The sequence below is a fragment of the Photorhabdus sp. HUG-39 genome, assembly GCF_963878365.1.
In the GTDB taxonomy this organism is placed as follows: domain Bacteria; phylum Pseudomonadota; class Gammaproteobacteria; order Enterobacterales; family Enterobacteriaceae; genus Photorhabdus; species Photorhabdus kayaii.
The window spans coordinates 121,858-144,433 of sequence record NZ_CAWNWY010000006.1 but is presented as its reverse complement, the minus strand read 5'-3'; the positions used below and the strand labels follow the sequence as shown (position 1 = coordinate 144,433).

Here is a 22,576-nt window from a genome sequence, read left to right as displayed (position 1 = left end):
TTAATGTTGTCACTATTAAATCATCAATATTCTCTGTGGGAAGATGACCATTTTATCACCAAAGCCAGACTGAGGATAACGCGGTCACTTATTAGTCAGCATTACTGACTTTGTCACACTTAAATTAGGAAAAGGGACAGTACGATGGATAAACGCCACAATTCGATGGCCAGGGTTACGAGTTATCTTTTAATTTACCTGACGGCAATCCAGCCATTGCACCCGGCTATAGCTGTCGGCATAACACCGGATAACAACCGCACACAGGTACAAAATCAGGGCAATGTACCGGTGGTGAATATCGCCACGCCGAATGATGCAGGGATATCCCACAACACCTATCAAGAGTTCAATGTTACCACTCAGGGGGCCGTACTCAATAACGCGACACAGGCGGCTCAATCACAACTGGCAGGGCAACTTAACGCGAACCCTAACCTGAAAGGCAAAGCGGCGGAACTGATTATTAACGAAGTCACCGGCAGTGGCCGCTCTGACCTGCAAGGCCAGTTGGAAATTGCTGGCAATAAAGCTAACGTGATGATTGCCAACCCTAACGGCATTACCTGTGATGGCTGTGGTTTTATTAATACCGCCGGCGCAACCCTGACCACCGGTAAACCCCAATTTGATAAACAGGGTGCGCTGGAAGCGCTGGACGTGAAAAAAGGCCAGATTACCATTGGCGGCAAAGGGCTGGACGGCAAGACGACGGATTATGTCGATATCATCAGCCGGGCGACGGAGTTGAATGGAAAAATTCAGGCTAACACCCTGTCGCTGACTCAGGGGGCCAACCGTATCAGCTTGAAAGACGGCACGGTTAAACCTATCGCCGGAGAAGGGGAAAAGCCGCAATTAGCGGTTGATACCAAAGCGTTAGGCGGCATGTATGCCAATAAAATCAGACTGGTTGCCACTGAAGAGGGGGTTGGGGTTAATCTCACCAACCTGACCACAGCGCAGGACGCTATCAGTTTAACTGCTGAGGGTAAAATTATCTTGGGGGAAGTACACGCCAAGACAGACATTAACATCAACAGCAAAGCCGTTGAAACGGCGGCACAAAGCCATGTGCAGGCGGGCCAACATCTGATATTGACCGCCGAAACATTGCAAAATCAGGGACAAATCCGTGCGGGTGGTGATGTCACCATTAAAGCGACTCAACTGGATAACGTAAACCTGACTAAGAAAAGTCACCCTATTATTACCGCAGGTAAAAACAACAGCATTACTGCTAACGAGATAAATAATGTTGGCGAGTTAAGCGCGGCGCAAAACCTCACCCTGACAGGCAAAAATTTTTCAGCGAAAGCAATAAAAGACAGTCAGGAGAATATCATCGGTAAACTGAGTGCCGGTGGGGATTTGACGGCTGTATTTAAAGAGGGATTTAGTTTTAATTTTGATAAAGAACATGTTAACGAGGGAAAGAAACCTACTGATCTGGCGTTAATCACCGGGGAAAATATTTCTCTCACTGCCAGAGATTTAGCCAGTCGTGCGTCAATGATGGCAGAACAGAACTTAACCGTTAACGCAGAAACAATCTATTTAGGTCAGGGGAATTTAAAAGCCGGGAACCATGTCATGCTGGATGGAAGGTCACATCTTGATGTGAATGGCTATGATATCTCCGGTCGTGATGTGACCTTGCTTGCCAGCCGGGGGATGCTTTCTGTTATCTCTGGAGACGACTATACCCCGGAAGGAATAAGGGTATTAACCACGCTTTCTGCTGATAACCTATTACGCATTATCGCCGATGGTCCTATTAATATTGCAGATACCCTGATTAACCGGGCGAAAAATATCTTTTTGGCAACCAATGATAAGCTTGAGATTTATGCCTCGGGTGATTTAATTGATGAGCAGAGTCCACTTAATGACGGCGCTAAACAAGAATTAATTAATCAGCGTCTGCGCCAGCTCAGCCAATTGCAAGCGGATGAAAATATTGAGATCCATGCAGGAAAGATTGTCGATCTGAGAAGCATTTCCTTGACGGCGGGGAAGGATATTACTCTGACCAGTGGCGGCACGCTTGATGTGAGTAAAATAACAGCAGATGACCCCTATGAATATGAAAATGAACACGGAGAGGGTTATGAAAAGCATTATGAATATGAAAATGCCGATGATGATGAGGAAGACGAACAATCCTACTCACAACTTCAATTACCGATAGAGAGAAGTATCATCACTGCCGGCAATAATTTAACCCTTAATGCTGGCGGTGACATTATTGATACTGAGGCAACTTTATTGGCAAAAGGGGTGACTGCCATTGTCAAAAACAACGCAGAGTTGCATTCACCGTCAGGGAGGTATAACTCAGTTGAAGGGAAATATACGCCGGTGACTTCCGCGCTAATTGCACGTGCATTAAGTCATGCTCCTCAACTGACCATAAACTCCTCAGAAGTAGAAGGGGAAGTCCCGGGGATTAAACTGGCGGATAAGCAAACTCGGATCACCTCGAAAAACAATCGCCCTATTATTCATATTGCGGCACCTAACGCCCGGGGTGTTTCACATAACCGTTATCAGGAGTTTAATGTTGGCACTCCGGGACTGGTATTGAATAACGCGACCCATGATACGCAGTCTCTACTGGCGGGGCAAATTGGCGCCAATCTTAACTTCAACGGTAAATCGGCCGAGCTGATTATTAATGAAGTGGTGGGTACCTTAACCTCAAATCTGCAAGGGCTGTTGGAAGTCGCAGGGCAAAAAGCCAATGTTTTCATTGTTAACCCGAACGGCATGACCTGTAATGGCTGTCGTTTTGTTAATACTCCGGCGGTCACCTTATCGACCGGTAAACCGGTGTTTGATAAAGACGGGGCGTTAGCGGCTCTGGAAGTGAGAAAAGGTACCATCACCTTGGGTGAAAAGGGACTGGACGCAACGGCGCAGGATGATGTCGATATTATCAGCCGGACCACTAAGCTTAACGGTAAACTACAGGCGAAAAACCTGACATTGACACAAGGCCCCAACCGGATTGATTTCAAACGCGGGACCCTTGTCCCCATCGCAGGGGAAGATTATAACCCTTGGAAAGCGATTGATACCGGGTCATTGGGGGGAATGTATGCCAATAAAATCCGTCTGGTGAGTACTGAGCCGGGTAAGGCTATCAACCTGACTAACCTGACGGCAACGCAAGGCGACATCAATGTGACCGCTGAGGGGCAGGTGAGTCTGGGGGATGTGCAGGCCAAAACGGACATAAACATGCGCGGCAAAAGCATTGAAATTGGCACACGGAGCCATGTGCAAGCCGGTCAGCATCTAATATTGACAGCCGACACATTGCAGAGTCGGGGACGAATGCGTACCGACGGTGATGTCACCATTAAAGCGAAAGACTTGTCTTTAGATGGGGGAAATATCAACGCCGGGAACCAGGTTCTGCTACAGGCAGAGAAAAGTCTTACGGTACGTGACACGGATATTTCAGGTCATGACATTACCTTAATCTCCAGCGGTGGTATTTATGTTTCATCTGGAGGAGATAATTCCACTGCGGCGGGCACACGGGTATTACCTATTATTTCTGCGGTTAATACGCTGCGTATTCTATCTGAACGGGGAATATCTCTTTCAGATACGCTAATTAACCGGGCGAAAAATATCTTTGTGACGAGTAACGAGAGGATTGGTATTAATCAGCATTTGGCTGCGGATGAGAATATTGATCTTCACGCTGGAGGGGGGATAGATTTGGATGGGATTTCCCTGACCGCCGGGAAAGATATTACCCTGACCAGTGGTGACTCGATTAATATTGGCAAGATCATCACCGACAACAATTTAACCCTGATTGCCCGCCGCAATATAACGGAGACAGCGTTATCGGCAGAGGGGACGACCGCAGTCACCCAAAATAGCACCGCGTTGCACTTAGCCGGCGGTAAATATACCCCGGTGACTTCTGCGTTGATTGACCTCGCATTAGGCAATGCCGCCCAACTGGCTATCACTATCCCAGACATAGTCGGTGGAATACCCGGGATTCAACTTGAGGATAACCGAGCGCGGATTGCCGTGAGAAATAACCTGCCTATTATCCATATTGCGGCACCGAATTCCCGAGGTGTTTCACATAACCGTTATCGGGAGTTTAATGTTGGGGCTGCCGGGCTGGTGCTCAATAATGCTACCGAAGCTACCCAATCCGTACTGGCGGGACAAATTGGGGCAAACCCTTACTTTAACGGTCAATCGGCTGAGTTGATTATTAATGAAGTGGTGGGGACTTTAGCCTCAAATCTACAGGGCTTGTTGGAAGTGGTGGGGCAAAAAGCGCCTGTCTTCATCGCTAACCCGAACGGCATAACTTGTCATGGCTGTGGTTTTATCAATACCCCGGCGGTCACCTTATCGACCGGGAATCCGGTGTTTGATAAAGAGGGAGCATTAGCGGCCCTGGAAGTGAAAAAAGGCATTATAACCTTTGATGAAAAGGGGCTGGATGCAACGGCGCAGGATGCTGTCGATATTATCAGCCGGGCCACGATACTTAACGGCAAAGTGCAGGCGAAAAACCTGACATTGACACAAGGCCCCAACCGGATTGATTTCAAACGCGGGACTATTGCCCCTATTGCGGGCGAGGGTGATACCCCTTGGAACGTGATTGATACCGGGTCATTGGGGGGAATGTATGCCAATAAAATCCGTCTGGTGAGTACTGAGGCGGGTAAGGAAGTTAACCTTGCTAATTTGACTACAACGCAGGGTGACATTAGTCTGACGGCGGATGGCAAGGTGACTCTGGGCAATATACAGGCCAAAACGGATATCACCGTTAGCAGTAAAAGCATTAAAACGGCGGAACAGAGTCATGTGCAGGCAGGGGAAGATATCACGCTTGCCGCGAACACGTTGAACAACACCGGTAAGATTATCGCAGACGGTGACATGCGGTTATTTATCGACCATTTATACAATCGGAATAAGGGGCTGATTCAGGCAAATAACCATCTCTGGCTGCAAAAAGACGCGAGCGGTAATTTAAGTACTGAAATTAACAACACTTCAGCGACGCTGAAAACCAATAACGGCGATATCATTATTCGCGCAAAAGCGTTAAATAATGCCTGGGATGCCAGCGTCGCGGCGGGAATGAACGCTTATATCCATGCAACGAAGCTGGATAATGATGAAAGTCAGTTTCATGCGAAGAAAAATCTCATCTTAACCGGTCACGATTTTAACCGTGGGATGGACGGTAAACTCTCCGCCGATCTGAATGTGGTGGTTGATTTTATTAATAAATTCAACGGGACTGCGTTCATATCGGCGAAAAATATTCTGCTGCATGCCGGTGAAATTATTAACATAGGGCACCTCAACGCGGGTAATAATCTGTCCGTCATCGCCGAGCGTCGAATATATGCCGGCCAGAGTACACTGGAGGCAAAGAGAAATCTGACCTTGATTGCGGGTAAAGATATTGATGCCTTTCAAGTCGAGTTGAAGGGCGAAAATGTTGAACTGCTTACGCGTGAAGGCGACATCCAGATGTGGGGGGACGGTTCTCGTATTTCGGCCAGCAACAATTTGCGGATGTTCGCGGATCACAAACTGGATCTCTATGATCTTTTATTCGATAAATCAAACACGATAACGTTAAATGCGGGTCATGAAATTGATACCAGCCAGGTTAAATTGGCCGCACAGAAAAATCTGACACTCAGTGCGGGCAAAGATATCACCGCCCGTCAAACTGAGCTGAAAGGGGAAAATATTGAGCTTCTCGCGCGTGAAGGCAACATTCAAATAGGCAGGCATGATTCGCGTATTTCGGCCAGCAACAATTTGCAGATGTTCGCGAGTAACAAACTGGATCTTCAGGGTATTTTGTTCGATAAAGCCAACAATATTACGTTAAACGCGGGTGATGAAATCAAGGCTGACGGGGTTAAATTAGCGGCAGATAAAAATCTGACGCTGATTGCGGGCAAAGATATCACTGCCCGTCAGGCAGAGTTAAAAGGGGAAAATGTTGAGCTGCTGGTGCGTGAAGGCGACATCCAAATGGGACGGAATCAGTCTGCTGAATCATTAGCCTCAATTTCGGCCGATAATCATTTGCGGATTTCAGCGGGCAACGATCTGGATCTCTCCGGTATTCAGTTAGACAAATCACGCCATCTGACATTAAGCGCGGGTCATAACCTGAATGCCAATCGAAGTCAATTAAACGCGGCGGGCAATATTAATCTGTTTTCTGGGAATGATTTAATGTTGCGGCAGGCGGGTATCCGGGCGGGGCAACAAGTCATGCTCAGCGCGGGTCACGATATTGATATCTCTCGGCCCAATACGCCGGAGGCGTCAGAGCGCCGGTTTGATTTATCTCAATCAGGCACGCAAATTACTGCGGGCGAGCATCTGCAACTCAGCGCGGGGGGCGATATCGCGGGTATCGCGAGATTAACATCGACTAAAGGAAATATCTCGGTTAACGCCGGCCGGGATTTACTGTTCTTTGCCCAGAAATATTCGCCGATTAATGATAGCGATAAACAATATCTTTATGGCACTGGCGACGTTAGCGCGGCTCAAAATCTCACCTTAGTTGCGGCAGGCAACCTGCTGACATCAGGAACCCGTTTGACATCCGGCGGTGATATGCAACTTTCCGCGGGGGGAAATGTTCGTTTTGAATCGCGACAAGAATTTATTCGCGAGGGGAATATTGAACGCTTTACGCAACACGCCAGCCGGCTGAATAGTGGTGGCGCATTAACTATTCGCTCCCAAGGCAGTATTTTATTCCAGGCGACGGAGTTAATCGCCAAGGGTGTGATGGATATCGCGGCAACAGGCGGTTTTCTCTATGCGCAAGCGATGGAAGAAGCCTATAAAAGTGAAGAAACGAGGAAAAGCTGTAAAGGTTTTGGCCCCATAAAGTCGTGTAAAGTGTTTGGGTCTAAAACAGAACATCGAGTACAAATCAATAAGACCAACAAAGTCACGGAATTTACTGCCGGTGGTGATATTAACCTGATGGCAAAAGATGATGTGACATTGGAAGCGAGTCGGCTAGAAACCAGTAAAAACGCGAAAATCACCAGCCAGACAGGGAAAGTGAACTTCAAGGCGATGCCAAATATTGACTTTGAGCAGACCATCACGACATCAAAAGGCTTTTTTATTACGCAGCACGATAAAGGTCACCGTGAGGAGAGCTGGATAATCCCGTCAGTGCATGTTGGCGGTACGCTGACGGTGGATGCGGCGAAAGGCATCAATGCGGATGTAAAAGTGAAAGAGGGGCAGTTACTGGAAGACGCGTTAGGGGTACTGGGTAACACCCCCGGTACGGAATGGTTAAAAAATCTCCAAGGCCGCAATGATGTCCAGTGGGATCGGGTTAAGGACGCTTACAGTAGCTGGGACAAAAAAAGCGAAAGCTTAAACCCCGTAGTGGGTGCGGTGATTGCGATTGCTGTTGCGGCGGTCACGGCGGGTTCGGGCCTGGCGGCTTGGGCGGGAAGTGGTGCCGTGGGGGCGACAGGTGCCACGGCGAGCGCGGTTTATGGGGCGGCTTATGGCGGAATGATAGGGTTGACCTCACAGGCGGCGGTGGCCTTAGTTGAAAATAAAGGGGATCTTACCAAGACACTGGCCGCCTTAGCGAAACGCGATTCAATCAAATCCCTTGTTACCCAAATCGCCGTGGGTGGCGCATTAGGGGGCTTAGACCACACGATGGGCTGGGGAAAATTAGTGGAGGGAAAAGGCGTTGTCGATCCAATAAAAGCGCAGCTTCCCTTATTGAGTAATCAGAATTGGAGTCAGGTGGCCCAGCGTGTTGCGGCGCAATCCATCGTGAGTTCAACAATAGGGACGGCGATTAACGGCGGCAGTTTTACGGATAATCTGCAAACCGCGTTGTTGAGTAATATTGGTAATCAGATTAATGCGGAAGGCGCCAAACTGATTGGTGATCAGGGGCAGATTCTGGATGTTCCGGGTAAAGCGATTAGCCATGCAGCAGTGTCTGCTCTGGCGGCGGAGATTAGCGGTGGAGATGCTAAAGGGGCGGCAGTGGGCGCATTAGCCGCAGAACTGGCCGCCATCACCTTGGATAAAACCTTTAGCGATCCGATGGCAATTCAGGCCGGTGGTAAAATCATCGGCGGCGCTGCGGGAGCCATTGCAACCAACAGCGCAGAAGGCGCCAACAGTGGCGCCAATGCCGGTGAAATGGTGATTGTCTATAATTCACTGGCACATCTTCTGTCCGCCGCAGAGAAAGAAAAGTCGGGAACACTCAAAACCTACGAGGAAAAGAAGCAAGCTTTTTGTCAGCAGTCACCGGAGGCGTGTAAACAAGCCGGAGGTGTCATCAGTTTTGGTACTGACTTCGTGCCGATTGTCGGAGATATCAAAGGCTTTGTTGAAGCTGAGAGCGCGTTAGATTATCTGGCCGCCGCAGTAGCGATTATTCCCGGTGCGGGAGATGCCGCCGGGAAAACTATCAAGGCGGTAGAGAAAGCCTTACAGAAAGGTGATATTGGGGAAGCTTCCAAACTGCTCAATAAGGCCAGTGATGAAATTACATCAGTCTCACGCCCTAGCCATAGAAAATCAGAAATTGATGTCGGGAAAGATTTGGGGGATGGATGGAATGGTCAGGTTACATTTAAAGAGGGTAAGGAAGTCCCCTATGGAACTAAAGGCAGTGTTCGTCCAGACTGGTGTCAGGGCAATATTTGTAGTGTTGAAGTGAAAAACTATAATATTGCAACGAACAAAAATGGCTTGATTAATAATGTTGCCAAACAGGCGATTGAGCGGCAGAAGAATCTGCCAGCAGGAATGGAACAACGGATAGTTATTGATGTTCGAGGGCAAACCGTGTCACTAGAACAGGAGAGGGAAATTATTAAAGGCATTGTTCAAAAATCAAATGGAATTATAGACCCAGCAGTGATCGAATTTAAAGGGTAACTAACATGAAACATATCGGTTTTTATGGTGGTAGTTCTATTGTGGAACTTGGTTCTGTTTCAGAAATGACCCAATTTTTTTCTATTTTAAATGAACAGATACACGATATTAACGATCGAAAAATCTTGTTTCAGTTTTACCAGAAGTATCTTCATCTTTATGAATTAGAAACAGCATCTTCGTTAGTAACACAACTCCAGCAGAAATTATCAAAGGAGCAGAAATGCAGATTTTTTAAATATTTTGAAGGAATAGAGCGTTGTATAAAATCCGCTCAAGTATTTCATGAAGACTGGGGTATTTATAAGCCAGTCAGAATAGTGATAACAGACATGCCTGATTTTATGACAGATAGAGATCGCCCTCTTGAGCAATACGATGCTTTAGGTCCAGATGACCCGCCATTCTGGTTACGTTAAAGAAGTTCTCGATATGCTGAACTGACCAAAAAATTGGACAGGTTACACTAAACAGCTAATGATATCTGAGTCTTGGAATTCTACCGGACTCAGACCATTCAATTTTAAAGGTTTTGTAGAGGCTAAGAGTGCATTAGATTATCTGGCCGCCGCAGTAGCGATTATTCCGGGTGCGGGTGATGCCGCCGGGAAAACTATCAAGGCGGTAGAGAAAGCCTTACAGAAAGGTGATATTGGGGAAGCTTCCAAACTGCTCAATAAGGCCAGTGATGAAATTACATCAGTCTCACGCCCTAGCCATAGAAAATCAGAAATTGATGTCGGGAAAGATTTGGGGGATGGATGGAATGGTCAGGTTACATTTAAAGAGGGTAAGGAAGTCCCCTATGGAACTAAAGGCAGTGTTCGTCCAGACTGGTGTCAGGGCAATATTTGTAGTGTTGAAGTGAAAAACTATAATATTGCAACGAACAAAAATGGCTTGATTAATAATGTTGCCAAACAGGCGATTGAACGGCAGAAGAATCTACCTGCGGGGATGGAACAACGGATAGTTATTGATGTTCGAGGGCAAGCAATAACTGCCAAGCAAAAAATGCAAATAGTTCAAGGAATAGTGCAGAAATCAAATGGTTCTATAAATTCATCATCCATCAGGTTTAAAACAGAATGAAAAATGTTGGTATACATGCCGCTATGACATTAGCTGAAATAGGCACTGCATCTGATATAAATGGATTTTTCAATTTAGTGGTAACGTTATTGGAACATCGTAATAAAGGGAGTAAGTACCCTTGGGTCACAGAAAATCTCTATCGGCGTTCTTTGAAGTATGAGGAATTATCAAGTGTCAAAAGAGATCTTGACAGTATAGAAAGGTCATTTTCACAGATATCAGCTAAAGGTATTGATTGGATGTCGTTAGGAGTGAACGTAAATAATACGAAATTAAATCTGAAAGGAGAGTCGCTATCAATTGTTTTCAAAAGGATTTTTAGTGCATTTTCTGAAGCATTAGAATGTACTGAAGTTTATTATCAAGAGCTTAACGAATATATCCCTGTAAGAATAGGTTTTACTGATACACCATATTATATTGATGAGATTAATCGCCCCCTTGAAAAATACGATGCTTTAGGCCCAGACGATCCTCCATTCTGGTTACGTTAAAAAAAGTTCCCGGCTTTGTGAACTGTACTCCAATAGTTGGATACTCAACTGATAAAGGTGCAGTTCATATACCGGGGATGGTGATTGCGATTGCGGTCGCTGCGGTCACGGCAGGTTCGGGCCTGGCGGCTTGGGCGGGAAGTGGCGCCGTGGGGGCGACAGGCGCTACGGGAGCCACGGCGAGCGCGGTTTATGGGGCGGCTTATGGCGGAATGATAGGGTTGACCTCACAGGCGGCGGTGGCCTTAGTTGAAAATAAAGGGGATCTTACCAAGACACTGGCCGCCTTAGCGAAGCGCGATGCCGTCAAATCCCTCGTGACCCAAATATCCGTGGGTGGCGCATTAGGGGGCTTAGACCACACGATGGGCTGGGGAAAATTAGTGGAAGGAAAAGGCGTTGTCGATCCGATAAAAGCGCAGCTTCCCTTATTGAGTGATAATAATTGGAGTCAGGTGGCCCAGCGTGTTGCGGCACAATCCATCGTGAGCTCGACAATAGGGACGGCGATTAACGGCGGCAGTTTTACGGATAACCTGCAAACCGCGTTGTTGAGCAATATAGGTAACCAGATTAATGCGGAAGGCGCTAAGCTGATTGGTGATAATGGGGAGATTTTAGGCCATTCAGGCAAGATATTGAGCCATACGGTTGTGGCAGGCATCAGTGCTGAAATCGCCGGAGGGGATGCCAAAGGGGCGGCTGTAGGTGCTCTGGCGGCTGAATTAGCTGCAATCACAATGGAAAGCAGGCTATTTGAACCGGCGTATAAGAATGAAACCGAGCGACAAATCCATAAACTTCAGGAAGCGCTGACGGGTAATGAAGTTAAGGCCCAGACCGCCAAATTTATCGGGGCGTTGTCAGGCGCTCTGATTAGCCATACCCCGGAAGGCGCTTACAGTGCGGCAAACAGCGCGGAGCTTGTCTATCGTAATAACATGACTGAGCACATGCTGTATCAGTTATCGGTAGATAATCAAAAAGATATCTTAGCGGCAGGAAAAGGGGATAAAGCTGCGGAAGAGCGCGTCATTGCACGGCAGGATGCCGCGATTGCAGTCACCGCAGTGGCGGCGGGCGGCTACGCGCTGGTTTATGGCGGTCAGATACTGATTGCCGCCTCGGCTGAAATGGCAATGGCAGGGCGTGTTGCGCTTGAGGGCTGTAAAACCAATCCGGCGCTGTGCCTGAATAACGTAGGCATTTTTGTCGCTGATGCGGTTGCGCCAGAAGCGGCGGTTGGGACCGGTGTTTTGGCTGCGGGCACGGTAAAAGTATTAGGTAGCACCAAAGAAGGTGCCAAGGATCTGGCAGAAGGGTTGCATAATGCGGGTATGCAGGTCGCTGGGGCATTAACACCGGGTGGTGTGGCTGACATAATAGGTGTGGGTAAAACTGCGGCGGAAGCAGCGGCTGCGAAAATTGTAGTAGCGAGCACTGCTAAAAGCATGAATAATGCAGCTAATTACGCTGGCCTTAAGATGGATCTGAAAACAACTCAAGCTGCAAATGAAGTAGTGGAAAGTCTGAAAGCTACAGGTCAGTTGCCGAAAAATTATGTCACCAAGAACCAAGCGGTAGATAATGGTTGGAAACCTGGAAAGGCTCTCAATAATACTACACCTGGAGGTCAATTAGGTGGCGATATCTTTGAGAATTCAAATAATCTACTACCATCCTCTCCTGGTCGAATATGGCATGAGGCTGACATAGGATTGGATAATACGATGTCTCGTGGTAATCAACCAGGAACTCGATTACTGTATTCTAATGATGGTTTGTTATATATCACCGTTGATCATTACGAAACGGCTATTTCAATAGGTAAGTGGAAATGAGAGATCATAAAATTATTTTAGATGGGAAAGACATTTGTTCAGAGGGTGATTTTCATAAAGCATTATCTGAGCAGTTAGAATTTGGTCCTTATTATGGGAATAATCTTGATGCGTTATGGGATCGTTTAAGTAGTGATATTGAACGTCCAGTGACAATTATTTGGCTAAATTCTGAATCTTCTCATCAGTATTTGGGCGATACTTTTAAAAAAATTATTACCGTATTTAATCGGGTCAAAGAACAAGACATCACTTTTAAATTAGCTGATAAATTTGACTATCAATTAGAGTAACTGAGCTATGTAGCGGTTAATGAGACTAAAAATTTGCTTAATAAGCCTATTGTTCAAAAAATAGATGTAGGGAAAAGGCGTTGTCGATCCGATAAAAGCGCAGCTTCCTTTATTGAGTGATAATAATTGGAGTCAGGTGGCCCAGCGTGTTGCGGCACAATCCATCGTGAGCTCGACAATAGGGACGGCGATTAACGGCGGCAGTTTTACGGATAATCTGCAAACCGCGTTGTTGAGTAATATTGGTAATCAGATTAATGCGGAAGGCGCCAAACTGATTGGTGATAATGGGGAGGTTTTAGGCCATTCAGGCAAGATATTGAGCCATACGGTTGTGGCAGGCATCAGTGCTGAAATCGCCGGAGGGGATGCCAAAGGGGCGGCTGTAGGTGCTCTGGCGGCTGAATTAGCTGCAATCACAATGGAAAGCAGGCTATTTGAACCGGCGTATAAGAATGAAACCGAGCGACAAATCCATAAACTTCAGGAAGCGCTGACGGGTAATGAAGTTAAGGCCCAGACCGCCAAATTTATCGGGGCGTTGTCAGGCGCTCTGATTAGCCATACCCCGGAAGGCGCTTACAGTGCGGCAAACAGCGCGGAGCTTGTCTATCGTAATAACATGACTGAGCACATGCTGTATCAGTTATCGGTAGATAATCAAAAAGATATCTTAGCGGCAGGAAAAGGGGATAAAGCTGCGGAAGAGCGCGTCATTGCACGGCAGGATGCCGCGATTGCCGTCACCGCAGTGGCGGCGGGCGGCTACGCGCTGGTTTATGGCGGTCAGATACTGATTGCTGCCTCGGCTGAAATGGCAACGGCAGGGCGTGTTGCGCTTGAAGGCTGTAAAACCAATCCGGCGCTGTGCCTGAATAACGTGGGCATTTTTGTCGCTGATGCGGTTGCGCCAGAAGCGGCGGTTGGGACCGGCGTTTTGGCTGCGGGAACGGTAAAGGTATTAGGTAGCACCAAAGAAGGTGCCAAGGATTTGGCAGAAGGATTGAGTCATGCGGGTATGCAGGTCGCTGAGGCATTAACACCGGGTGGTGTGGCTGACATAATAGGTGTGGGTAAAACTGCGACGGAAGCGGCGGCTGCGAAAATTGAAGTTGTGGTGGTTAATGCAGCCAAGAGTGTTACAAAAGGAACGAAGGGTACCATAAATGAGAACGTACGCATCAATGCAAACGATCTTAAATTAACTAAAACCGTCGAAAAACACCTCATTGATATTAACAAAGCTGGGGATAGAGTTAGACCTTATGGTGATTCAAGAGCATTGATGCAAGAAATTATGGATTCTAAACTACCATCCACAGATCCAAGAGGTGTTCCAGGGGCATTAAGATGGGATGTCCCTGGGATGATGAATGGTAGCGAGGGAACTTATGAGTTAGTTGTTGATCCCAAAACTAATACTGTGCTTCATTTCTTATTCAAAAGTGGTCAATAATGCAAAACATGAATTTCTTATGGAAACCTTGTATCAAACCTCTACAGGGCAAACTTATCTATAGAGAGTCTGAGTATTCGATAGATTTTATTGATTATTCTGAGGTTGAAGTTGAAAGGAAAACAGGTAATCAAGGATGTACATCTTTAACTATTGGGACACTTCAAATTGAAGTAGGGGTTGAATCAGGTAAATTACTTTACCCATGGGGTTTATATCCATTGCAGCATTGTGAATCAAGAGAACTAATAATTCCCACTATGTTACCTGGTGAGATCTTCGTTTATCTTAACAATACTAAGTTAATTCAAGGTGTTGCTATGGACATTCCAAATATAAATTTGTGGCCCGCATTTAGGGATCCATCTACAAAGTGGATATGTATCGGTGATGATGAATTGATTGGTGGAATAACTGTTATTCAGTTTGCTGATAATGTAGCAATGGCACTTAGAAATGATTCACTAATGTCCTTATGGATTAAGCCTGTATCTGAGGAGTGAAGATTGCTCTAGTTATTGTGACTTGTACCGAGGCTGTTATTTGTCCTTTATCCATCAACATTAACCTACAACCTACGGGGATAATACTTAAGTCGTGTAGGGATTAAATGACTTAATTCTCAGTCATTCTAAACACAGCTAGACAACATGACTGAGCATATGCTGTATCAGTTATCGGTAGAAAATCAAAAAGACATCTTAGCGGCAGGAAAAGGGGATAAAGCTGCGGAAGCGCGCGTCATTGCGCGGCAGGATGCGGCGATTGCCGTCACCGCAGTGGCGGCAGGCGGCTATGCGTTGGTTTATGGCGGTCAGATACTGATTGCGGGTTCGGCTGAAATAGCAACGGCAGGGCGTGTTGCGCTTGAAGGCTGTAAAACCAATCCGGCGCTGTGCCTGAATAACGTGGGCATTTTTGTCGCTGATGCGGTTGCGCCAGAAGCGGCGGTTGGGACCGGCGTTTTGGCTGCGGGAACGCTAAAGGTATTAGGTAATACCAAAGAAGGTGCCAAGGATCTGGCAGAAGGGTTGAGTCATACCTCAAAACCGCTGTTAAGAAATGCTAAATCTGATACTGATACCGTAGCTAGTTTGATCGAAAATGAGAAGTTGTATGCTGGAAAGGGGGCGACGGCTCAATCGGTTCAGAAATGGTCAGTAGATCCAGCGACTAAAGCAGCGGATGAAGCAGGTGGTGTTTTAGTTGATGGTATTTATAAAAATAATCCTACAGCTCAGAATATAACAGGGCTTTTAACCGATTCAGGAAGAATTGGTAGCAAAAATATGAATGGTCAATTTATGTATGTTGTTGACCAAAAAGGGAATGTAATTATTGGTACTCGTAGTGGTGAGAGAATGCCACATCCAACTTTAATTGGTGGTAAAGATCCATTGGTTTTAGGAGCTGGAATAGTCGAAATTAGGGCAGGTAAAATTTACTCTATAGATAATGCTTCGGGTCATTATAAACCAAGTTCAGGTTCTTTAGATGCTGTTAAAAATGCTTTTGGTAAATTACCAGATAAATATTTTAGTAAAGATTTTCAGGGGTATAAACTATATACCCTATGGATTTCAAGATGGATCGCGACGGCAAGGGAGCGAATCCCCGGGAGCATAGATAACTATGTGACCGGGGTGAGTGAGTGCAGCCAACAAAGAGGCAACTTGAAAGATAACGGGTATATGATAAATAGTTCAGATTTAAAAGGCACGTGGGGACTATATCCTTGGTTTGATGAGGATGATGTTAATTTGATCTACCCAGATGATTTAGAATGTGTAAGAAAACTTATTTTGCATGGAAAAGTTTTCTATTGTTCAGAACAATGTGGGGAGTTTATTCGATTAAATTATGGGGATTATTCTTTTAGAGTTAAACTTGATTTGTTTAAACCAGTCAGAGAGGTTTATTTTATGGTGGGAGACAACGTAAAAGTTGTCTCTTCGCCAGATAAAAGAGGTACTATATTAAATATAGGGTGGCATCATAAAAATGATGAGCCAATCTACTATTTATCTTTTAATGGTAAAAAATCATCCAGACGCTATGCGGAAGATGAACTTATTCCAGTTCAAGAATAAACTCAGCAGGAACTTCCTTCGTCAGCCAAACGCCATTGTCAGCTAAATAGAACTTAAAGCCTTGTTGAGACATCAACAGGGCTTTTATTTTAAGTACAACTGGTTTACCGTGTCTTTGACCAACTGATATAGCTGTCTGTTCGTCATTGGATAAGTGGACATAATGACGAGAGCCTGTAACCAGTCCTTGAGTTTTAATAGAATCAAGAAACCGTGTTGTTGTACCATGATATAAAAACTCAGGCGGTGTCTGTTCAACATGTTTAATCTGAACTTGCTGAGTTGAATGACCTTGTGCTGCGCGAATTTTTACTCCATCTTCCGAAATCGTAAAACGTTTCTTATCACTGGTAGCAACAATTTGTTCGATGAGTTCCTTATTAAGTGATTCACCATGTTGATTAGCATGGGATATTAGTTTATCAATATTAACCCAGCCGTCTTGCTCAAGCGTTAGCTTTATCGCTTCGGGTTGATGCCGTAAAATGTAGCTTAAAAATTTACTTGTTTTATCAAATTGTTTACTCATACTTTTTCCTTTACCCCGATCCATCAGATAAACTGCTCCCCGAATGATTGCCAGATTAACATCGACTTAGGAGAACTTCTCGGTTAACGCCGCCGGGATTTAATGTTCTCTGCCCAGAAATATTTTCCGATTAATGATGGTGATAAACAATATTTTTATGCAACTAGTGCCGTCAACGCCGCCAAAAATCCCACATCATACCAAATATAGTTATCGATGCTGTTTCTAAAGGAAAGATTGTCGGTTATCAAGGAAAAGGTACTGGACGTCCGATTTATGAAATTACAATCAATGGACAAAAACAACGAATAGCGGTGACTACTGGCAGTAATGGCTTTATTGTTGGTGTTAATCCAGCAGGGAGTAAATAATATATGAAAAGAATAAAATTAATGGCTGATTACGATTATTATCCATTATGGCTTGATTCAGATGATGAGGTTGGGAATATTGATCCTGATGTTTTACCAATTAGTGATTCTCTTAAAGAAGAATTAAATAATTGGTTTAAACAATATGATGAAACATTAAATTTGGATGATCCCTTAAGTTCTGGATTTTCAACCCCAGAAGCAGAAATAGTCTTTAAGGAGAAAGGTCAATATCTGCGAGAAAAGCTACAAACTGAATTGAACAATGACTATGAAGTAGTATATCAGCAATGATTACTAATCCCTGATTGTTAGTTAACTGCACCCCAAAAGTTAGACACCAACTGATTAAGGTACAGTTCACTATTGGTGGTGCTATCGGCAGTAAAGCTTCGATTGCTTTGATTATAAAAATAAAGAATATTCTTAAATCGTCTAAAACTTTAATAACGTGTTATTGGTTAATTAGCTTTTCTTTAATGCTTAATAACGTTTTATTCTATCAACAAAGGTTAAAAGTTTTGAGGGTTAATAAGTCAGAAATATGATAACGGTTAGACAGGTGTTTAACCATTAACAGCGAGTGAAAATATCTCGGAAAAATAATGATATTAAATTTATTTTAGCGTTAAATCACATTGACAGTATAAAAAGAGAAATGGTTTAAATCAAACAGTAAAAAAGAGATGTTATTAGATGGGTTAAAGCAGTGTAAAGCTGGTTTAAACTATCACGGTTTTGTATAATAAATATAAAATAATAACGCTGAAAGTAATTTAATTCGTATGCCGTTAAATCATTTATTTAAGGGGGTTGTTATTCAGATTTTTCATGATTGATGATTTAATTGGTTTATGAAAAAGTTTATTCCTTGGTTTAAGGCGTTATTAAAGGCGATTCCTTTTGGAAAAAAGATTATTTTATTAAACTATTCATGTTTTTATTTATCCGTTTTCTCCAGGAGACATAAGCATTAATAAAATCAAATTTTGTTTTTCATTTTTTACTGATAGCTTTATAATAGGCAGGTTTTAGACCATTGTTAAAAAATATTGTCTTAACTCTTGGGTTAATCGGTATAAAGTTTTAACGATAGTTTTAACGATAGTTTTAACGATAGTTTTAACCTGTAAAACCTGTAAAACCTGTAAAACCTGTAAAACCTGTAAAACCTGTAAAACCTGTAAAACCTGTAAAACCTGTAAAACCTGTAAAACCTGTAAAACCTGTAAAACCTGTAAAACCTGTAAAACCTGTAAAACCTGTAAAACCTGTAAAACCTGTAAAACCTGTAAAACCCTTTTTCCGCCTGTTTTTTTGTTACGCTTAATCATCATGGCATATTGTGTTTTATGTTTAAAAAACATTAATCACACTCGCTTTTTATCTTTATAAATCAGCCGGTAAATAGCTTGATGATGTAAAGATACTCTTTCGAATAATCACGCTTTTTTCAGGATTTAAATTCTGCCAAATTAACCTGTTTTACCCATTTTTTATGACATTATTTTGATGGTCTGCTGCGTAAAATGATGGGAATAAAGTTATTGAATATCAGACTGTATGAATAATATTCTTTTACTTGCTGATTTCTTTTTAACTCTCTATTAACGACTGATGGGTTTCGATTAAATGTAATTAACTGTTCTATTAAAAAACTTTACTTATTGAGTTAAATCTACCTTTTATATAAAAGATTTAATTCCTCTTTATTCTCACTTTTAAACAATCATGGCAGATTAATTAAATGTAAAGTAAGCGAAGAATAATATCACCTATAGATACATATTAAATATGACAATATACCCGTCATCTTTCAAGCTGCCTCTTTGTTGGCTGCACTCACTCACCCCGGTCACATAGTTATCTATGCTCCCGGGGATTCGTTCCCTTGCCGTCGTGATGCAACTTGAAATCCATAGGGTATAGATAAGCTTTTTAAAATCACGCTGTACCTTTTAAAAACGGGCATTAATAATGTGCTGATTTTTTTAATCCTTAGTTAAATCATTGTCGACAAAAAGGTGTTTACGATCGCTAAAAAAGGGAAATGAAAGTAAAAAGAGAAAGTGAATAATGTTAAAAACATAATGTGCTTGTTCTTTTTTCCTGATTTTAAAACCACACTGACAGATAAAAACGGATTTTCTTAACACCTGTTTTATCACCTTGGAATAAAGATGTGGTTAATCATTATCTTAATGAGTGAAAACTACTACAACCATTTGCTTTCAAATGGAATGAAAAATGGCAATCCATATGATTTAACCTGAGCAAATTGGATCGTTGGAGTCAATAATCTGAAATGTGCATGTTCAGCACGTTCATGGTGATCATAAATAATCACCAATATTATAGTCAATAAAGATATAATAACTTATGTGTTTATTCATCTATACCCGTCATCTTTCAAGTTGCCTCTTTGTTGGCTGCACTCGCTCACCCCGGTCACATAGTTATCTATGCTCCCGGGGATTCTCTCCCTTGCCGTCGCGATGCATCTTGAAATCCATAGGGTATATATTAGTGAACGTTGATGGAAAATATAAATTTAAAAAAACACCTTTCTTGAGAATTTTTGTTTTTTTATTGAAGAATAAAAGGCATTTAGAATATTGTTCCCCGTAACAATTTAAAAATAAATTGTTTTTATTTTGTACTGAAAATATTTATATGATTTTTTTGTTTATAATATAAGACTAAATTTATTTGACAGTTTTGTATTTGATGACTATTGTTCTTTCCTGATTTGCGGATGTTATTTCAAATATAATAATATCTTTAGTTATTATATACATTCAATATAAATAGCATTTTGTGATGTTTTTCAATTTGTTGTTTTTATTATGAATTTTAATTTTCATAAATTAATTAATATGGGTGATTATATTTTATTGATAATAAATGGAAACTATTTCTAACGTGATAATTTGTTATTGCATATTTGTTTTTAAATTTAGTGTAAATCTGAGAGTGATTCGTCATTTTAATTACTGATGAATACATAGTTATTTTTTTATAATTGATGTAAATCAGTAAAAATATTTTCACTATAAGAGGTCGGTAATTATTTTTTTCGTCGTTGTTGACAACATATTTAAAATAAATTGGCCGCAGGCCATATAGGAGTAAATAAGTGAAATATGACTTTATTGTCGTTGGTTCAGGGGCAATTGCAGGTTCAATCGCCTATGAGCTGGCAAGCAGAAATCTTTCGGTTTGTAGGGTTGGAGAGACTGATCGAACCAATGCTGCTTCCAAAGCGGCGGGTGCAATGAATGGGTGTTTTGGCGAAATTACCAGTGGCTTATTAGCGAGTGAACACGGTAAGTTGAAATTGAATATGGATTGTATTTCCAAAGAGCTTTGGCCGGCTTGGGCGCAACGGTTAGCTGACGCTTCCGGTGATACCCGATCGCTGTTCACTGCTAAAGGCACTCACGTGATACTGAACACTGCCGGGATGGAAGAGATTGACACTATCAATTATGACGCTATCGAACAAACCCTGAACGATTATGCGGCGCCTTATGAAACCGTTGATCCGCGTGAAATTGAGTGGTTAAAGCCCAACGATTTAGTGCGTCCGCTGCGTGCTTTGTATATCCCTGATGAGCATGCGCTGAACTCGCATTTATTGCTGGAAAAGCTGGATGCGGCATTTGTGGCTGAAGGTGGATGTCTTAAAGAAGAGAATGTTAAGTGTGTGCTGATTGAAGAGGGGTTAGCTACTGGTGTCGAATTGCTCAGTGGCGAACGTTTAATGGCAGATAAGGTCGTCGTGGCTGCCGGTGCACACTCGTTGGATCTGTTATCAAATATACCTTCAGTTGTTCGTCTAATTCCGCCAATCTTTGCCGGTTATGGGGTATCCATTCTGGTCAAGATGCCGAAAGGCAGAGAATTGCCGACCTCAGTCATCCGTACCCCTAACCGGGCATTTGCTTGCGGGCTGCATTGTGTGCCACGTGGTGATGGTGTGCTGTATCTTGGCGCCACCAATATTCTGTCTGAAAAACCACGCAGTCAGGCATTGATTTCTGATGTGCAGTTCTTGTTGGATTGTGCGTTAGATCAGTTGGATATTAACTTACATGATGCTGAGATCCTCTCAATTCAGGTTGGTAACCGGCCAATTCCTGCTGATGGGTTCCCGCTGATTGGCGAATGTGGCGTAAATGGTCTTTGGTTGGCTACCGGAACTTACCGTGATGGCTTACATCAATCACCGTTATTAGCGGATTATGTGGCTAATGCTTTGACGGGAGTAGAAAATACACTCATTAATCTTGATGATTTCAATCCCGTTCGTCCTCCGTTGGTCGGTTTCTCCCGTGACGTGATGGCTAAAGAAACTACCCAACAAATGTTTGCTACCGGTTACGAATATCGTTGGGATATCAAACCTTACTGGCTGCCACTGCTGAATGAAGGGATGATGCGCAATTATCAGAATTTAATTGAGTCTCTTCACCCTCAATTCACGCCACCGCCAGAGTTGGTTGCTTTCTCTCATATTTATGAATCCATGCGTGAACGGTTACGTAGTTATTATGAGGCATGGTCATGAGTTTTTCGCTGAAAGATCAAGTTGTTATTGATAAAGCCAGAGAGTTACTGTCAGAGGCCGGCGTTTGGGATGTGGAAACCGATCTCACGTGCCTGATTGACCGTTATCTGGAAAGGCGTTGTAAAGATCGCGCCCGTGATGAATTTATGCTTGCGGTTCATGAACGCTGTAACCGGGTCCCTCTTGGGCATATTGTCGGTACTGTGGATTTTGATGGATTGCCTCTGACGGTGGGGACCGGGGTATTTATCCCGCGCCCTCATAGTCAAGTTATTCATAAATGGCTGGAGAATGAATATCAAACACCTCCGGGGGCAGTGGTTCTGGATTTATGCTCCGGTAGTGGTGCTATCGGTTTAGCTATTGCTAAACGTCGCCCGGATTTAAAGGTCACTTGCGTCGAATATGATGATGTGGCTTTTCAATACCTGACACGCAATATCTATCGGTTGGCGAATTGGGCGATTAAAGCCGATGCATTAAAAGCAGATTTACGGGATTGGCAAGCATTTTCTCAATTTAATGGATCGGTGGCGTTGATTGTGGCTAATCCACCTTATGTGCCGGAACAGCAGGAAATATTGCCGGAATGGGAGAAGCATCATCCTTATGCGTCGGTGTATTCGGGAGATGATGGGCTTGACTTAACGCGGTTGATTATCAAACAAGCTAAACAGCTACTGCAATCAGAAGGTTGGTTAATTATTGAACATGGTGAAAACCAGGGAGAGTGTGTCAGAACATTATTTTCAGCGTCTGGCTTCTCCTCGGTACGAACCATTATCGATGAAGATATTTCTGATACAACAGGCAGTTCGGTAATCACTGTTGGTTGTAAGCTCATTTGAACTTAGACAGTTG

The 22,576-nt window shown here is 43.6% G+C and carries 13 protein-coding genes and 1 pseudogene; 12 read left to right on the top strand and 2 right to left on the bottom strand.

Annotated elements, in window-relative coordinates:
- The first annotated feature begins 144 nt into the window (after nucleotides 1-144).
- The 9 genes and pseudogenes from AAC155_RS06480 (at nucleotide 145) to AAC155_RS24400 (ending at nucleotide 16,245) form a co-directional block, all read left to right on the top strand.
- Nucleotides 145-8,976: a two-partner secretion domain-containing protein gene (locus tag AAC155_RS06480; protein WP_229015614.1), complete on the top strand. Its 8,832-nt coding sequence runs from the start codon at nucleotides 145-147 to the stop codon at nucleotides 8,974-8,976.
- A 5-nt stretch (nucleotides 8,977-8,981) separates the two neighbouring features.
- Complete coding sequence (locus AAC155_RS06475; RefSeq protein WP_036782101.1) at nucleotides 8,982-9,395, top strand: hypothetical protein; 414 nt, start codon at nucleotides 8,982-8,984, stop codon at nucleotides 9,393-9,395.
- Nucleotides 9,396-9,453: 58 nt separating this feature from the next.
- Nucleotides 9,454-10,068, top strand: a complete 615-nt coding sequence (locus AAC155_RS06470; protein ID WP_113041476.1) for a hypothetical protein — start codon at nucleotides 9,454-9,456, stop codon at nucleotides 10,066-10,068.
- The gene (locus tag AAC155_RS06465; protein WP_113041475.1) at nucleotides 10,065-10,565 is read left to right on the top strand and encodes an Imm70 family immunity protein; all 501 of its coding nucleotides are present in this window, start codon (nucleotides 10,065-10,067) and stop codon (nucleotides 10,563-10,565) included. Before AAC155_RS06470 ends, AAC155_RS06465 begins: the two co-directional genes overlap by 4 nt.
- A gap of 17 nt (nucleotides 10,566-10,582) precedes the next feature.
- Nucleotides 10,583-12,406 carry a DUF637 domain-containing protein gene (locus AAC155_RS06460; protein ID WP_205068535.1) on the top strand — a complete coding sequence of 608 codons (1,824 nt, stop codon included), beginning with the start codon at nucleotides 10,583-10,585 and terminating at the stop codon, nucleotides 12,404-12,406.
- Nucleotides 12,403-12,699, top strand: coding sequence for a barstar family protein (locus AAC155_RS06455; RefSeq protein WP_113041474.1), 297 nt, complete (start codon nucleotides 12,403-12,405; stop codon nucleotides 12,697-12,699). The genes AAC155_RS06460 and AAC155_RS06455 overlap by 4 nt, the downstream gene beginning before the upstream one ends.
- A gap of 88 nt (nucleotides 12,700-12,787) precedes the next feature.
- Nucleotides 12,788-14,155: pseudogene (locus AAC155_RS06450) on the top strand (DUF637 domain-containing protein); the annotation flags it as partial.
- Nucleotides 14,155-14,658 carry a hypothetical protein gene (locus AAC155_RS06445; RefSeq protein ID WP_113041472.1) on the top strand — a complete coding sequence of 168 codons (504 nt, stop codon included), beginning with the start codon at nucleotides 14,155-14,157 and terminating at the stop codon, nucleotides 14,656-14,658. The pseudogene AAC155_RS06450 and the gene AAC155_RS06445, both read left to right, overlap by 1 nt.
- Nucleotides 14,659-15,846: 1,188 nt before the next feature.
- The gene (locus tag AAC155_RS24400; RefSeq protein WP_113041470.1) at nucleotides 15,847-16,245 is read left to right on the top strand and encodes a DUF6960 family protein; all 399 of its coding nucleotides are present in this window, start codon (nucleotides 15,847-15,849) and stop codon (nucleotides 16,243-16,245) included.
- Here AAC155_RS24400 and AAC155_RS06435 read toward each other — a convergent pair.
- Nucleotides 16,226-16,774 (bottom strand): RNA 2'-phosphotransferase, encoded by a 549-nt coding sequence (locus tag AAC155_RS06435; protein ID WP_113041469.1) that lies wholly within the window; start codon nucleotides 16,772-16,774, stop codon nucleotides 16,226-16,228. The genes AAC155_RS24400 and AAC155_RS06435 overlap by 20 nt on opposite strands.
- Before the next feature lie 374 nt (nucleotides 16,775-17,148).
- On the opposite strand from AAC155_RS06435, the gene AAC155_RS06430 reads away from it, so the two are divergent.
- Nucleotides 17,149-17,439 carry a hypothetical protein gene (locus tag AAC155_RS06430; RefSeq protein ID WP_113041468.1) on the top strand — a complete coding sequence of 97 codons (291 nt, stop codon included), beginning with the start codon at nucleotides 17,149-17,151 and terminating at the stop codon, nucleotides 17,437-17,439.
- 737 nt (nucleotides 17,440-18,176) lie between these two features.
- On the opposite strand, the gene AAC155_RS06425 is transcribed toward AAC155_RS06430, so the two are convergent.
- Nucleotides 18,177-18,512, bottom strand: a complete 336-nt coding sequence (locus tag AAC155_RS06425) for a hypothetical protein (protein ID WP_113041467.1) — start codon at nucleotides 18,510-18,512, stop codon at nucleotides 18,177-18,179.
- A 1,769-nt stretch (nucleotides 18,513-20,281) separates the two neighbouring features.
- Between AAC155_RS06425 and AAC155_RS06420 the strand changes: the two genes are divergently transcribed.
- Both AAC155_RS06420 and AAC155_RS06415 read left to right on the top strand, forming a co-directional pair.
- Entirely contained in the window at nucleotides 20,282-21,715 is a 1,434-nt protein-coding gene (locus AAC155_RS06420; protein ID WP_113041466.1) for an NAD(P)/FAD-dependent oxidoreductase, read from the top strand.
- Nucleotides 21,712-22,563 (top strand): HemK/PrmC family methyltransferase, encoded by an 852-nt coding sequence (locus AAC155_RS06415; RefSeq protein ID WP_113041465.1) that lies wholly within the window; start codon nucleotides 21,712-21,714, stop codon nucleotides 22,561-22,563. The genes AAC155_RS06420 and AAC155_RS06415 overlap by 4 nt, the downstream gene beginning before the upstream one ends.
- Nucleotides 22,564-22,576: the final 13 nt, after the last annotated feature.